Source organism: Desulfoluna sp. HI9BLuna, from assembly GCF_056829775.1.
In genome coordinates, this window is the sequence record NZ_CP186555.1 from 1815298 (window position 1) to 1828470 (window position 13173).

The window sequence follows — 13173 nt, forward strand, 5'->3', positions numbered from 1 at the left end:
TCTTTATTGTCACGCGTCATCACCGGTCTTGAACACCTTCTGGAATCACCGCCTGCCTGGGCGCGGGAGGGCAAACTGGCCCTTCTGGCCAACCCTGCGTCGGTGGGCCCTTCGTACCGCCACGCCCGCGACCTCATGGCCGAGGCCCTGCCGGGGAGCCTGGGGGCTCTTTTCTCTCCTCAACACGGTTTTTTTGCCGACAAGCAGGACAACATGATCGAATCGGGCCATGGGCTCGACCCGGTCACCGGGGTGCCGGTCTTCAGCCTCTACGGCGAAACCCGCTGGCCCACGGACGAAATGCTTGAGGGCATCGACACGGTGGTGGTGGACATCCAGGATGTAGGCACCCGCGTCTACACCTTTATCTGGACCCTCACCTACATCATGGAGGCGGCGGCTGAAAAAGGCTTTCACGTGGCGGTCCTGGACCGGCCCAACCCCATCGGCGGGGTTAAGGTGGAAGGCAACCTCACAGAAGCGGCCTACACCTCCTTTGTGGGGCGCTACCCCATTCCCATGCGCCACGGCATGACCATGGGCGAGCTGGCCCTCTTCTTCAACGAGCGGTTCGGCATCGGCTGCGACCTCACCGTGGTGCACATGAAAGGCTGGACCCGATCCATGCACTTCGGCGACACCGGCCTTCCCTGGGTGCTGCCCTCCCCCAACATGCCCTGCGAAGAGGCGGCCCTGGTCTACCCCGGCCAGGTGATCCTGGAAGGGTGCAACCTCTCGGAAGGGCGGGGCACCACCCGGCCCTTTGAGCTCTTCGGCGCCCCCTACCTCGACACCACCAAACTTAAAAACACCCTGGACCCCGCCAGCCTTGAAGGCTGCATCCTCCGGGAGACAGGCTTTGAGCCCACCTTCGGCAAATGGGCGGGTGAGCTCTGCAAGGGCTTTCAGATCCACGTCACCGACCGGGAGCGTTTTGCCCCGTACCGCCTCAGCCTCGACATCATCCGGGCGGCCATGGCCAACCATCCCGATGAGTTTGCCTGGAAGCAGCCCCCCTACGAGTACGAATACGAAAAACTCCCCATGGACATGATCCTGGGATCTCGTACACTCAGGGAAAGCCTTGAAGCAGGAACGGCCATTGATAAACTGGAAGCACAGTGGCAGGATGGACTCGACGATTTCAGGAAGAGCCGGGAAGCCTTTTTGATCTACAACACCTGACGCGGAGCAGACCATGGCCAAACAGGACGATGAGGGCGCCCTCTGGAAACGCATGAGTTTCAAGGGCAACAAAGTGTGGGCGGAGGTGGATGAAGCCGAGGCCCTTCGCCTTGACGGCGGGCGTGTGCGCATCAAGTACAACCTCAAGCAGCCCCATGAATACAAGGTCTATCCCGATACCCTGAAGTCCGACGCCCCGGAAAACCTCATCCCCAAAGGCGCCAAAAAGAAAAAAACAGAAGAGGAAAAAACACCCCCTCAAAAAGGGGAGGTCAGCGTGCCTCCACCCCAGCGCCCCGGCCTTGTGCGCGAGGTGCCCCTGGAAGGACTGTCCACCACCGAACCCGGCGTCATCCACATCTTCACCGACGGAGCCAGCTCCGGCAACCCCGGCCCCTCGGGCATCGGGGTCTTTTTCCGCTACGGGCCCCACGAGCGGGAGATCTCCCGGAACATCGGCCAGGGCACCAACAACATCGCCGAGCTCGAAGCCATCCGCACGGCCCTCTCCGAAGTGAAAAAGCCCGAGCTTCCCGTGCGCATCTACACCGACTCCAGCTACGCCCTGGGCCTCATCGCCAAAGGCTGGAAAGCCCAGGCCAACCGGGAGCTGGTGGAAGAGATCCGCGCCCTCACCCGAAAGTTTGCAAACCTCGTCTTCGTCAAAGTCAAAGGCCACGCCGGTTTTCCCGAAAATGAAAAAGCCGACCAGCTGGCCACCTCCGCCATCAAAAACTAAAATACAGGGGCTACAGCCCCTGCACCCCAGGCTCGCGAATGCTCCAACCCTCGTCCCTCGGGTTGTCACATTCGCTGACGGGCTGCGCCCGTAATGGACGGGGTGTGTCTCAAAAACAAAAAAACGCAGGCTGTATTCACATGAATACCGCCTGCGCCTGGCCTTCAGGGACCTGTTTGTGGGGATAAGGAGGATTACTTAGAAGATGTAGGAGAGGTTGATGCCGCCGGAGACGGCGAAGTCATGGTCGACATTGGTGAAGTCTTCGTAGTCGCTGGTGTCCCTGACGTTGACCACGTAATCCAGAGCCACCTTGCTCCAGGAGTAGCCGATACCGAAGGAGGCCTGGGCACCGGAAAAATCCTTATCGGCTTTGACACTCACACCGCCGATGGTCCCGCCGTCGTACTCCCAGGTTTCGGTAAACACCCCGATACCACCGAACACGTTGAACCCTTTATAGAAGTTGGTACCCAGAAGAAGCTGGAGATCGCCGCCGCTTACGTCCCATTTGGAGTCGTCATCATTTTCTGCGGCGTAAAACGCCCCTCGCAGGGCCACATGCTTGGTAAAACACGCGGTGCCCACAATGGCCCCCCCGTAGAATTCCTCATCATGGCTGTTTACGCTGGAGCTGTCGTCAGCAATGATCAGCCCGTAGGTTCCCACACCCAGCTTGAACTTGGTCCCGCTCTCTTCCGCCATGGCGTTTCCTGCGGTCATCATCATACATACGGCCACTGCCAACCCTGCAACTGCTCGAACTGCTTTTTTCATCGTGATACTCCTAAAACATAAGTGGTACGTCAAAGCCTCAACAGAGGCGGTTTATTTCCTATCAACGGGTCGGAAGCTACCACAGGGCTGATGCATCAGGTATGATCTGCTTCACATCTCCAAAAAAAATGGAAAAAATGTGCATAAAAAGCAGAGGCACCGCCATCAGACAACAAAAAAGGGGTTGATTTCAGCCAAGAAATCAACCCCTTAAATACGATACCTTTATTTCAAAAAAAGATCAGTGGCCGCCGCCCTTCCCTTCTTTTGTGTCCTTAAGGGCTTTAAAGATGCACCAGTTGAGCCCCACGGTGAGGATGATCAGCACGTACCACATCCCCCCGAAAAACAGGTAATGGCCCGCGTCCCAGACCCACTCCCAGACAAATGGAAACATGGCTCTCTCCTTTTCATGCCGGGGCCTGTGATAAAACCAAGGCCCCGGTTGGTTGGTCGTTTACGGTCTCTCGACAGGGTTGAGCTCTTTCTCCTGGGGAAACACCGGCAGGTACCGATAGGAAAGAGCAATGATCAGGATGGCCCCTGCCACGGGCAGGATGGTGGTGGCCCACTCCTGCCACGACGGAAAGTAGAGGACCCAGGAATCAAAGGTCATGACCGGCATGGCCATGGGCTGCATGACCATGACCCAGCGGTTCACGCACACCCCGATGACGGCCAGGGTCACGGCGACGATAAAAAGCCTGCTGTTCTGGCGCCACTCTTTTTTAAGGAGAATGGCCGCGGGCACGATGCCGCAGATCACCAGCTCCAGGATCAGAATCCAGATGCCGTGGTAGTTCTGGGAGTTGGTGTAAAACTCCATGAAGGTAAAGCCGGTCTTGGGTACGGTCACCACGGCCCACCAGATGGTATCGGCGATCTTGGCCACCATGTAGGTGCCCAGCATCCACCCGGAGATCTTGGCCAACAGGTCGTAGACGTTGTCCTTGACCAGGCGCTTGCCCGTGATCTTCTCGGTGATCTTGCAGCAGAGCATGGTAAAGCAGGGACCGCAGGCCGCCGCAGACCAGGTGTAGAGAAAGAAGGTCCAGGGCCAGATAAAGATCCCGTCCCTCAGGCCGAAGGGGCGCCCGTAGAGCACGCCGGTGACGCCGCCCAGGGATCCCTGGTGGAAGCAGGAGAGAAAGGCGCCGGTGGCGGCAAAGACCGCCATCACCTCGTGCATGCGGTGGCCCAGATTGTGAAAGAAGGGATTCTGGTCGATCTTTCGGTTCTCCAGCACCAGCGGCAGGTACTCAATGGCCAGCACCGACAGGTAGAGCGAAAGACAAAAAGCCACCTCCGTCAACATGGAGTGGACGTTGGCGTGCCAGAAAATAAACCACCCGCGCAAGGGCTGGCCGATGTCGATGGCCAGGATCAGCATGGCGGAGCAGTAGCAGCAGAAACCCACGATAACGGCAAAGTTGATGATGTTCTTCAGCTCGTCTTTTCCCACCACGTAGCGGAGAAAGCCGGTGAAGAAGGCACCGCCTCCCACGGCGATAACCGCCAGGTCGGCCCAGATCCAGAGGGCAAACCCGTAGGAATCGTTCATGTTGGTCTGATTGAGGCCCTTGAACCAGCAGAGGTAGGCGGCATAAAGCCCCCAGACCACCAGCGCCGCCGGAATGACCAGACCAAGGGTAAACCGCTTGAGAGAGCAACGCTCAACACCTTCGGGTATCAAAGCAGAGTCCATAAATCCTTACCCCTCGCCGCCTCCACCTGTGTGCAGGCGGCCATTTAGAGATTTTTTAAAACGCCCGTGGCTGCCGGGCGTCTGTCTTGTCCTGATAGAAGCGGGCCTGATCAGTGGCCGCCCTTGCCCTCAAGGTGATAGGCTCCGGGTTTTCCGGTGGGCTCTTCGCTGCTCACGTAGTTGTCACCTGCCCGTCTCACCCACTCACGGCTGGAGAGGTAGTAGACCTTCGGGTTGGTGTGCAGGCGTTCAAGCAACCGGAATGCACGCTTGTCTTTTTTCAGGGTGTACACGGCGTGGTCGGGGTTGTTCAGGTCCCCGAAGGTGATGGCGCCGGAAGGACACGCCTGGGTGCACGCAGTCTGGTACTCCATCTCCTCCACGTCCCGCTCTTCCAGATAGGCCTTCTCCTTGGCCAGCTGGTAACGGTGGAAGCAGAAGCTGCACTTTTCCACCACACCGCGCATACGCGGAGAGACGTCCGGAGAAAGGGACTCTTCCACCTTGGCGGGCCAGACCGGGTCCCACCAGTTGAAGTAACGGGCGTGATACGGGCAAGCCGCCATGCAGTACCGGCAGCCGAAGCAGCGGGTGTAGATCTGGCTGACAATGCCGGTGGAGTGGTCGTAGTCCGTGGCTGTTGCCGGGCAGACAGACACGCAAGGGGAGTGACCGTCGTCGTGCTTGCCGCCGCAATGCTGGCAGGGGCGGGGAATATAGCAGATCTCGGTGTCGGGGAAATCCTTGCCGTTGGTGATGCGGTAGACCCGGATCCAGGTCGTGCTCAAAAGCTTGTCGCTTTCGTCTTTCCTGACGGGGACGTTGTTCTCGGCCGAGCAAGCCACCATGCAGGATCCGCACCCGGTGCACTTGTCGAGGTCGATGACCATGCCGAATTTCTTCGCCCTCGTATCGTTTGATTCCGTATTCATGAAAAACCTCGTATGAGATGGGTTTTCGTCAGTTGTTCACGAGCCGTTGCCGCCCTCAGGCTACCCCTTGGCCAGGGATGCCTTGGCGCCCCAGGTGCAGTTGAGCCCTGTGGCAGGGTCGGCCATGGTGCCGGAAAGGGCTGTGTAGCTCGCCCCCTTGCCCCCGATGTAGTCGTCAAAGGCGGTATGCCCCAGGCCTGCGGCCAGGGCCACCACACCGGGCATCACCCCTTCGAAGAGGGTGACCACCACCTTGGCGCTGCCAAAGGGTGTGGACAGGGTAGCGGTGTCGCCGTCTTTGAGACCCGCCTGCCTGGCGGTCTTGGGGTGAAGCTCCACATGGGAGACCCCTTTGGTCAGCATCCGGTCCGAGATGGTCTTCATGGTAAACGGAGCGTCGGCCACGGGGCCGCTGGCAATGCGCAGGGACCACCTCGGCACCAGGGTGAAGGGAAGGCCGGAAGCCGTTCCTTCGGCAGCCAGGGCCACGGGTCCTTCGGGGATGACAAAGGTAAAGCGCTGGGACGTGCCCAGGATGCGCTCAAGGCCTTTTTTCCAGGCGATGTCACCCTGCCAGGTACCCTCGTCGTAAAGGGTCTCCCACATCTCCCCGCAGCTCTCTTCGAGGTAGGTTTCGTAGTCGTCCCAGCCAAAGGAGTCGCTGCCGCCTTCCAGCTGAGCGCCCACGCTGATGAGCACGTCCCCGGTGTGCTTGGTATCCATCACCGGGTCAATGGCTGGCTGGGCCAGGTTGACGGTGGGTCGCTCCAGGCCAGCACGAACCGGCACATCCTGGAGTTTTTCCAGGTGGGTGTGGTCGGGCAGGATCAGATCCGCCATGGCCGCGGTCTCGTCCATGTAAGGAGAAAAGCTGACGATGGTGCCGATGGCGGCCAGGGACTCTTTTGCCTTGTCCGAGGTGGCCAGGGTGTAGAAGGGGTTGGTGCCCCAGTCCATGAGGAGCTCGGTCTTGCCGGGCTCGGTAAGCTCTGCGAGCTTGGCCCCCAGGTCGGCGGTTTCGGCGGTGGCCACGGCGTAGGGCAGGGCCCCCACCTTCACCAGGCCGCCGTCGCGCTGGACGGACCCTTTCAGGGCGTTCAGGGCAAAGACCGCCAGGGCCTCGGCAAGGCTCACGGGGGTCTCCCCTTTTCCGCGACCGCAGATGGCCACGGGACGGCGTGCCCCGGCAAAGGCCACGGCCACCTTTTTCACCATGGCAGGAGTGACCCCTGTCACGGCTTCGGCCTTCTCAGGCGCGTAGTTCTCAAGGAGCCAGGCGCTGAAGGCGTCGAACCCTTCGGTGGCCGTTGAGACAAAGATGTGATCGTAGAGTTTTTCCTGAACCATGGCAGCGGCCACGGAGAGGGCAAACACCCCTTCGGTGCCGGGCTTGGCAGGTACCCACATGTCGGCCATGGAGGCGGTGGTAGAGAGGTAGGGTTCCACCTGGATCATCTTTTTGGAACCGGCGGTTTTGACCATGCGCACCGGAGCGCCCCACCCTTCGGCCACGGCGCTGCCGAGGCTCAGGATCAGGTCGGTGTTTTCCATATCAAAGCCCACGCCTTCCCCGGGCTTGCGGCCCATGGTCATGGCCATGGCCTGCTCCAGGGTGTCGTGAACAGACGGCAGGGTCAAAAAGCGGTCGGAACCCAGGGTGTCCAGCAGGCGCTGGAACAGGGCGGGAACGCTGCCGCTGCGGGAGGCCGACAGAGCGGCCACGCCCTTGCCGTCGGAGAGGCTGCCCAGCTTTTCCGCCAGCTGCGCTTCGGCCTCTTCCCAGGAAATGCGGTTCCATTTGCCCTCACCCCGCTTGCCGGCCCGCACCATGGGGCCCTCGATGCGCGAGGGGCCGTAGAGGAGCTGAGTGGCCGAGATGCCAATACCACAGAGGTCACCGCTGTTCACGGCGCTCTCGGGGCTCCCTTCGATTTTCACCACACGTTCGCCCACCTTGCGCACCGCAAGGCTGCAGCCGCCGGGGCAGAGGGTGCACGCCCCACCGACGTAATAGTACTCTCCGGTCTCGGGAACCGGCGTCCAGGACCAATTCTGGGTCCAGATGGACACATCGTCCGTCAACTTCCAGGGAAGGGGAGAGAGCAGGGTACCGGCCGTGGCTCCCATTCCCAAAGCGAGAAAATGTCTCCTGTTGATCTTCATATGTGAATCACCCCTTGAAAGGATTGATCGTTCGCGTTGAAGCTAAAAAACAGCGTCTACTTGTGGCACTGGAAACAGGCACCTTTGCTGCCCATGGTCTCCTGATGACAGGCGCCGCAGTCGTCCATCTTCATGCGGTCCCAGCTGTTTTTCTTGATGCCGGCGATGTTCTTGCCCCAGATGTCCCGGCTGTAGCCGGTGATCCGGTTCTCTTCGTAAGGCTTCAGGCTCTCGGACTCGCCGATGTCCCCGTGGCACTCCGCACACTCCATCCCCGCCCCTTGCACATGGGCGGCGTGGGAGAAAAAGACACAGTCAGGCTGCTTGGAATAGATCTTCCAGGGCACCTCTTTGCCTTCGGCCACATATTCGTTGACGAAGGTCTCTTCGGCTTCAGTCTCGCCCTGCACCTCTTCGTGGCACTCCGCGCACTGCTCCAGGGTGGGAACCCCTGCAAAGGTTCCGTCTTCACGGAAGTAATGGCAGCTGTCGCAGTCCCCCACCGCATCGGCGTGGGTGACATGGCTGAAATCAAAGGGCTGCTCACTCTTGGAATAGAGAAGTTTGGGGAAAACGATCCACCCTATGGCAAGGCTTGCGGCCAGGCCCACGATAAAAAAGAGGGCTACCAATCCCGATTCCCCCTTTTTCTCCGGACCTCCGGGTGACCCCGTTTGCTCACGACCAGTCTGTTTTTCACCAGTTAGGCTCATGAAAACTCCACGTGTTAATTGTTTTAAGCACCAGATACCCGACCACCGGGTGGTTCAGGCATGCGCCGCGTCCTCGGATAGTTCAAAAAAAGGGGCGCGGACATACAAAAAGCCCCTGGCCCCCTGTGATCTTACCGGGTGCTAACGGCTTTTTCCGAACCTGTGAACGGCAAGGCCGAAACCGAGAGCCGGGGCACGCATTGCACCGGCCTTGTCAAGCAGCCTTACCAGGTATAGCAAACCGGCATTCCCCCTTCGCCGGCCTTCACGCATTTGATTGCGTTTCTTATACGTGCTCATGCGTCCTTTTTCAAGCCATGGCAACCACGCCCGATGCCTCACGGCCCTGTCCGGAGCCCCACGGCGCAGCAACTAAGTACCTGCAGAAGAAACAGATTCAAGCGACACGACAGGCAAAAAGAAAACGGGTTTCAAAACGGGTCTGAGGTGGTCCGATGCAGCGGTCGCGTCACGCCGGTTCCCACTTGGGGACAACGGTTCGCTTCCCGGTCGCCGTCCCGCACCACCCCGGGGAACAGCCCCAAGGGGCACCCCCGGAATTTACTGCCATTTCACATGCATGAGGCTTTGAAACGCTGAAAATTGCTAGCCTCTTTTCTATAGTAACGACGCCGCACGTGTCAATAAAAAGATCCTTATCGTTTCACAAAGCAAGAAAATGAAATCCCAACGGCTCCGGTGGGTTGTTCCCACCCCAAAAAAAAGAGCCGCCCCTCCCCTGACGGGAAAGGCGGCTCCGCTTCAATCCTTGATTGATCTCCCTTACATGCTGCCGTAGCTGTGAAGCCCGGGGAGAAAATTGACCCCGAAATAGGTAAACATCACGGCCATGAACCCGATGATGGAGATGACGGCGATCTTGGCCCCGCCCCAGCCCCGCATGTAGCGCAGGTGAAGCATGATGGCGTAAACGAACCAGGTGATCAGAGACCAGGTCTCCTTGGGGTCCCAGCTCCAGTAGGAGCCCCAGGCCGAGTTGGCCCACACCGCGCCGGTGATGATGCCCACCGTCAGGAACAGGAACCCGAACATCACGGTCTTCTGGATCAGCTCGTCCAGGACATACCCCTCCGGAAGCCGGGAAATAAGGCCCCCCTCCCGGATGGTGGTGCACTCCCTCACCAGGTACATCACCCCGATGCCGAAGGCCGTGGCAAATCCGGCATAGCCGAGAAAGCAGGTCACCACATGGGTGGTGAGCCAGTTGCTCTTCAGGGCCGGGATCAGCGGCTGAATCTTGTCGTTCACCGTGGGGGACAGGGAGGCGTAGGCCAGGGCCAAAAAGGCCAGGGGCATGGCAAAGGTGCTGATCATGTAATTTCGGTACCGCACCTCGATGACCAGGGAGATCACGGCGATGGTCAGGGCAAAAAAGACCAGGGACTCGTAGAGGTTGGACAAGGGGATGTGCCCGTACCCGTGCCCGTAGGACTCCACCCACCGAAGCAGGAACCCGGCCAGGTTGCCCAGGGCCCCCACCACGGCGATATACCGCGCGCTCCGTGCCGGTGCCTCCTTACCGAAGATCCACCCGGAGATGTACAAAACGGCGGAAAAGCCATAGACAAAAGTCACAATGGACAAAATCAGGGAACTGTTGTTCATCTCTCCACCTGCCTTTCAGGACTAATGGCCTCACGGTCGAGTTTTTCGGTCAAGCGGCGAAGCACCATCTCCATGCCCAGCCTGTTTTTGTTTGTGTTTCCATAGAGGGTCACAGCCGACCCGGTGGAAGTCGGTTCCACAGCCACCATAAAGCCTTTGTGGCTCATGAAAAAGGTGATGTAGCACCCGGCGATGAGAAAGAGAAACCCGGCATACACCAGCCACACCCCGGGGTCCTTGGTCACCTGGAGCCCCGTGTAGTACCGCTGCGGAAAGTCCGCCACGGCAATCACCACATCCCCCTGCCGCATGCGGTCAAAGCCGGGGGATTTCACCGGAAGGGCCAGGCGGGTGGCCTCTCCCTCCGCGCTCTCCAGAACGCCGAGCACAGCGCCCCCCATGGACCTGCCGTGGAACCTGTAGTTGTTCATGAAATGCATGGGCGTAAAGGTCCCTAAGCCTTCGGGGATGGCGATGGGCTGCCCGAAATCACCGTCAACCGGGTAGCTCATGCCGCTGGCCTTGCTCGTAAAGGAGAAGGTTGCGGACTTCGGGGGCACCGTGCCGTAGCTGGCCTGGTAAAAACTGATGCCCCTGTAACGCAGGGGATCGTTCACCACGATCTGCTTTGAAAGGACTTCGGCCCCGCCCTCGGTCACCACGAGGTCGGACCGATACTCCTTGGGCGCACCCGTGTCGTAAAAAGAGACGGAAAAGGCATCGCATCGAAGTTCAAAGGGAAGGGGCATGGCCGCGTTGGAGCCGTTGAGCCTGACCACCTGGCTGCTCTCCCCTTCGGCCAGGTTCAGGGTCCCTTCGTACCCGAACAGGGAGCCCAGGAGCCCCCCCAGCAGGAGCAGCAGGACGGCGCCGTGGACCACATAAACCCCGAGGCGGGTCCAGCGGCCTTTTTCTGCAAAAAGATAGCGCGCATCCCCTTCGTCCACGGGGGTAAAGGTACCCATGGGCGCCTTAAGCTTTCCGGAGAGCACCCCGGCCACCTCGGAAGGGGACCCGGCCATGGACAGGGTCTCCCCTTTGATGGCCTTGCGGTAGGCCTCCGGGTTGAGGCGCTGTGTCTTGCCGATGATCTTGAGCACGGCGGGCAGGCGATCCATGGAGCAGATCACCAGGTTGATCCCCAGCAGCAGCAGCAACAGCTGAAACCACCAGGAGTGGTACATATCGAAGATATCGAGGAACGACAGCACGCGGTACGCGGCCTCACCGAACCGATCCACGTAAACGGCGGGAGACGCGTTCTGGGGAATCACCGTTCCGATGATGGAGGTGACGGCCAGGAGCGTCAGCACGATGACGGAAAGCCGAACCGATGCAAAGACACCCCAGAGGGTGTCGACCAGCCCTTTTTCCACTTGTTGTTTGTTCATAGATCCCTTTCGGCGCACCATCTACGTGGTGCGTTTGTCAAAAGTCACAGCCGAAGGCTTTGAGCGACAATGAAGCGCCCTTGCCCCCTGCGGCCCCAACGGGCAGCGCATGATACCACACCGAAAGGCGCGGGAACAACGTCAATCGTATCAGAACCCTATACACATGTGTGTCGCATAGCTGACTCACAATGCGGTCCACGCAAAAAGGCCGGGCAGTCTGTCTGCCCGGCCTTTCATCTGTTCAGCAATCCCTTGCCCCTTACATATCGCCCTGAACCACCTGGGCAATGTTAAAGGCCTGGTCCCCGGTTTTCTCCAGGTTGTTGAGGATATCCACAAAGAGGATCCCTGTCTCAACGGAACAGGAGCCCTTCTGGAGGCGCTTGAGATGATGCTTCTTGAACTGCTTGCGCATCTTGTCGATGGTGTTCTCGTCCTCGGTGTCGATGGCCCTGGGAAGGCCGCCCGCGTTATACGCCTTGATCACATTGTCCGTAAAGCGGATGGCCACGTCGTAGATCTCCTCCATCTCCTGCATGGCCTCGTCGGAAAAGCGGATATCGCTCTCGATGAGCTTTTCCGTGTAGTTGACGATGTTCTCGGCGTAATCCCCGATCTTCTCCAGGTCGTGGAGCACATGCAGGATGTTGTTGAGCTCCCGGGAGGTCTCGGCGCTGATCTGCTCCTGGTTCAGGCGGACCAGGAAGGTGGAGATATCCTTTTCCAGAAGATCCACGGTGTTCTCCAGCTCGTAGACCTTGTTGATGGTCTTTGTGTCCCGGGAGAAAAAGGCGTCCCGGCTCAGCTTCAGCATCTCCAGGGCCAGCCCCGACATGCGGCTCACCTCTTTTCTGGCCTGGGAGACCGCAAAATCAGGGGTCTCGATGAGGCAGTCGTCCAGAAAGACCAGGCCGTCGTCCCGGCCGTTGCCCTTGCCCGGAATCATCCGCTCGCACAGGCGCGCCAGGATATGAAGCACGGGAACGAAAATGATGAGGTTGACGATGTTAAAGCCGGTGTGGACGTTGGCGATATGGCGGGCGATGTAAGGAAGGTTACCGGAAGCGTTGACAAAGTTGGGGTCCCCCGGCGTCAACACATCCACGGCCTGCATGAAGAACTTCAGGAAGAAGAGCATGTAGCAGACACCCAGGGCGTTGATGAGAAAATGGCCGAAGGCGGCCCGTCTCGCCGTGGGGTTGGTGCCGATGGCCGCTAAGTTGGCGGTGATGGTGGTCCCGATATTCTCCCCGAGGACCAGGGCGCACGCGGCGTAGTAGTCGATGAGTCCCGTGGATGCCATGGCCACGGTGATACCGATGGTGGCCGAGGAACTCTGGACGACCATGGTCAGCACCGCGCCTGCGGCAACGGCCAGCACCGGATGATGGGAAAAGGTGATGAAGGCCTGCTGGAAGAACTCGCTGTGCCGCAAGGGAACAAACCCGTCCTTCATGATCTTGAGGCCGAGGAAGAGAAGGCCGAAGCCGATGATGACCTCTCCCCAGTAGTGGTACTTCTTGTTGCTGGTAAACATGCGCATAAACACGCCGATGCCGATGGCAGGCAGGGCAAGTTTACCAATTTTAAACGCGATGAGCTGCGCCGTGACGGTGGTGCCGACGTTGGCCCCCAACACCACGCTCAGGGCCTGGACCAGGTTCATGAGCCCTGCGTTGACAAAGCCCACCACCATGACTGTCGTTGCGGAACTGCTCTGGATCACCGCGGTCACCACCAGACCTACAAAGGTCCCGATGACCCGGTTGGTGGTGAGCTTTTCAAGGATGTTTCGCAGGCTGCTGCCCGCTGATTTCTGAAGGCCTTCCGACATCATCTTCATGCCGTAGAGAAAAAGCCCCAGCCCACCGACCAAACCGTAGACAAGCGCCAACCAGTTAACTGATTCCACCTAAATCTCCTGTAGTAACAGTACATT

General features: G+C 59.3%; 11 protein-coding genes. 2 read left to right on the forward strand and 9 right to left on the reverse strand.

Annotated features, from left to right (window positions below; all coding sequences use genetic code 11):
* The first annotated feature begins 6 nt into the window (after window positions 1-6).
* Both ACOYW0_RS07155 and ACOYW0_RS07160 read left to right on the forward strand, forming a co-directional pair.
* On the forward strand, window positions 7-1185 hold the full coding sequence (locus ACOYW0_RS07155) for an exo-beta-N-acetylmuramidase NamZ family protein (RefSeq protein ID WP_482417846.1): 1179 nt from the start codon (window positions 7-9) through the stop codon (window positions 1183-1185).
* Window positions 1186-1198: 13 nt separating this feature from the next.
* Window positions 1199-1924: an RNase H family protein gene (locus ACOYW0_RS07160; RefSeq protein WP_482417847.1), complete on the forward strand. Its 726-nt coding sequence runs from the start codon at window positions 1199-1201 to the stop codon at window positions 1922-1924.
* Window positions 1925-2122: 198 nt separating this feature from the next.
* On the opposite strand, the gene ACOYW0_RS07165 is transcribed toward ACOYW0_RS07160, so the two are convergent.
* The 9 genes from ACOYW0_RS07165 to ACOYW0_RS07205 all read right to left on the reverse strand — a co-directional run bounded on the left by ACOYW0_RS07165 (window position 2123) and on the right by ACOYW0_RS07205 (window position 13146).
* Complete coding sequence (locus tag ACOYW0_RS07165) at window positions 2123-2701, reverse strand: hypothetical protein (protein ID WP_482417848.1); 579 nt, start codon at window positions 2699-2701, stop codon at window positions 2123-2125.
* 241 nt (window positions 2702-2942) lie between these two features.
* Window positions 2943-3098 carry a hypothetical protein gene (locus ACOYW0_RS07170; RefSeq protein ID WP_180139201.1) on the reverse strand — a complete coding sequence of 52 codons (156 nt, stop codon included), beginning with the start codon at window positions 3096-3098 and terminating at the stop codon, window positions 2943-2945.
* Between the two features lie 60 nt (window positions 3099-3158).
* On the reverse strand, window positions 3159-4406 hold the full coding sequence (gene qrcD, locus ACOYW0_RS07175; RefSeq protein WP_180139197.1) for a menaquinone reductase integral membrane subunit QrcD: 1248 nt from the start codon (window positions 4404-4406) through the stop codon (window positions 3159-3161).
* Between the two features lie 110 nt (window positions 4407-4516).
* Entirely contained in the window at window positions 4517-5338 is an 822-nt protein-coding gene (gene qrcC, locus ACOYW0_RS07180; protein WP_180139194.1) for a menaquinone reductase iron-sulfur cluster-binding subunit QrcC, read from the reverse strand.
* 60 nt (window positions 5339-5398) lie between these two features.
* Window positions 5399-7501, reverse strand: coding sequence for a menaquinone reductase molybdopterin-binding-like subunit QrcB (gene qrcB, locus ACOYW0_RS07185; protein WP_482417849.1), 2103 nt, complete (start codon window positions 7499-7501; stop codon window positions 5399-5401).
* 56 nt (window positions 7502-7557) lie between these two features.
* Window positions 7558-8133 carry a menaquinone reductase multiheme cytochrome c subunit QrcA gene (qrcA, locus tag ACOYW0_RS07190; RefSeq protein ID WP_482417850.1) on the reverse strand — a complete coding sequence of 192 codons (576 nt, stop codon included), beginning with the start codon at window positions 8131-8133 and terminating at the stop codon, window positions 7558-7560.
* Between the two features lie 864 nt (window positions 8134-8997).
* Complete coding sequence (gene ccsB / locus ACOYW0_RS07195) at window positions 8998-9840, reverse strand: c-type cytochrome biogenesis protein CcsB (protein WP_482417851.1); 843 nt, start codon at window positions 9838-9840, stop codon at window positions 8998-9000.
* On the reverse strand, window positions 9837-11231 hold the full coding sequence (gene resB, locus ACOYW0_RS07200; protein ID WP_482417852.1) for a cytochrome c biogenesis protein ResB: 1395 nt from the start codon (window positions 11229-11231) through the stop codon (window positions 9837-9839). The genes ccsB and resB overlap by 4 nt, the downstream gene beginning before the upstream one ends.
* A 262-nt stretch (window positions 11232-11493) precedes the next feature.
* Window positions 11494-13146 (reverse strand): Na/Pi cotransporter family protein, encoded by a 1653-nt coding sequence (locus ACOYW0_RS07205; protein WP_482417853.1) that lies wholly within the window; start codon window positions 13144-13146, stop codon window positions 11494-11496.
* Between the last annotated feature and the right edge of the window lie 27 nt (window positions 13147-13173).

What these genes read in the sequence shown, in the direction of transcription:
- ACOYW0_RS07160 (WP_482417847.1), top strand. Translation starts at nt 1,199, where the DNA reads ATGGCCAAACAGGACGATGAGGGCGCCCTCTGGAAACGCATGAGTTTC.
- ACOYW0_RS07165 (WP_482417848.1), bottom strand. Translation starts at nt 2,701, where the DNA reads ATGAAAAAAGCAGTTCGAGCAGTTGCAGGGTTGGCAGTGGCCGTATGT.
- ACOYW0_RS07170 (WP_180139201.1), bottom strand. Translation starts at nt 3,098, where the DNA reads ATGTTTCCATTTGTCTGGGAGTGGGTCTGGGACGCGGGCCATTACCTG.
- qrcD (WP_180139197.1), bottom strand. Translation starts at nt 4,406, where the DNA reads ATGGACTCTGCTTTGATACCCGAAGGTGTTGAGCGTTGCTCTCTCAAG.
- qrcC (WP_180139194.1), bottom strand. Translation starts at nt 5,338, where the DNA reads ATGAATACGGAATCAAACGATACGAGGGCGAAGAAATTCGGCATGGTC.
- qrcB (WP_482417849.1), bottom strand. Translation starts at nt 7,501, where the DNA reads ATGAAGATCAACAGGAGACATTTTCTCGCTTTGGGAATGGGAGCCACG.
- ccsB (WP_482417851.1), bottom strand. Translation starts at nt 9,840, where the DNA reads ATGAACAACAGTTCCCTGATTTTGTCCATTGTGACTTTTGTCTATGGC.
- resB (WP_482417852.1), bottom strand. Translation starts at nt 11,231, where the DNA reads ATGAACAAACAACAAGTGGAAAAAGGGCTGGTCGACACCCTCTGGGGT.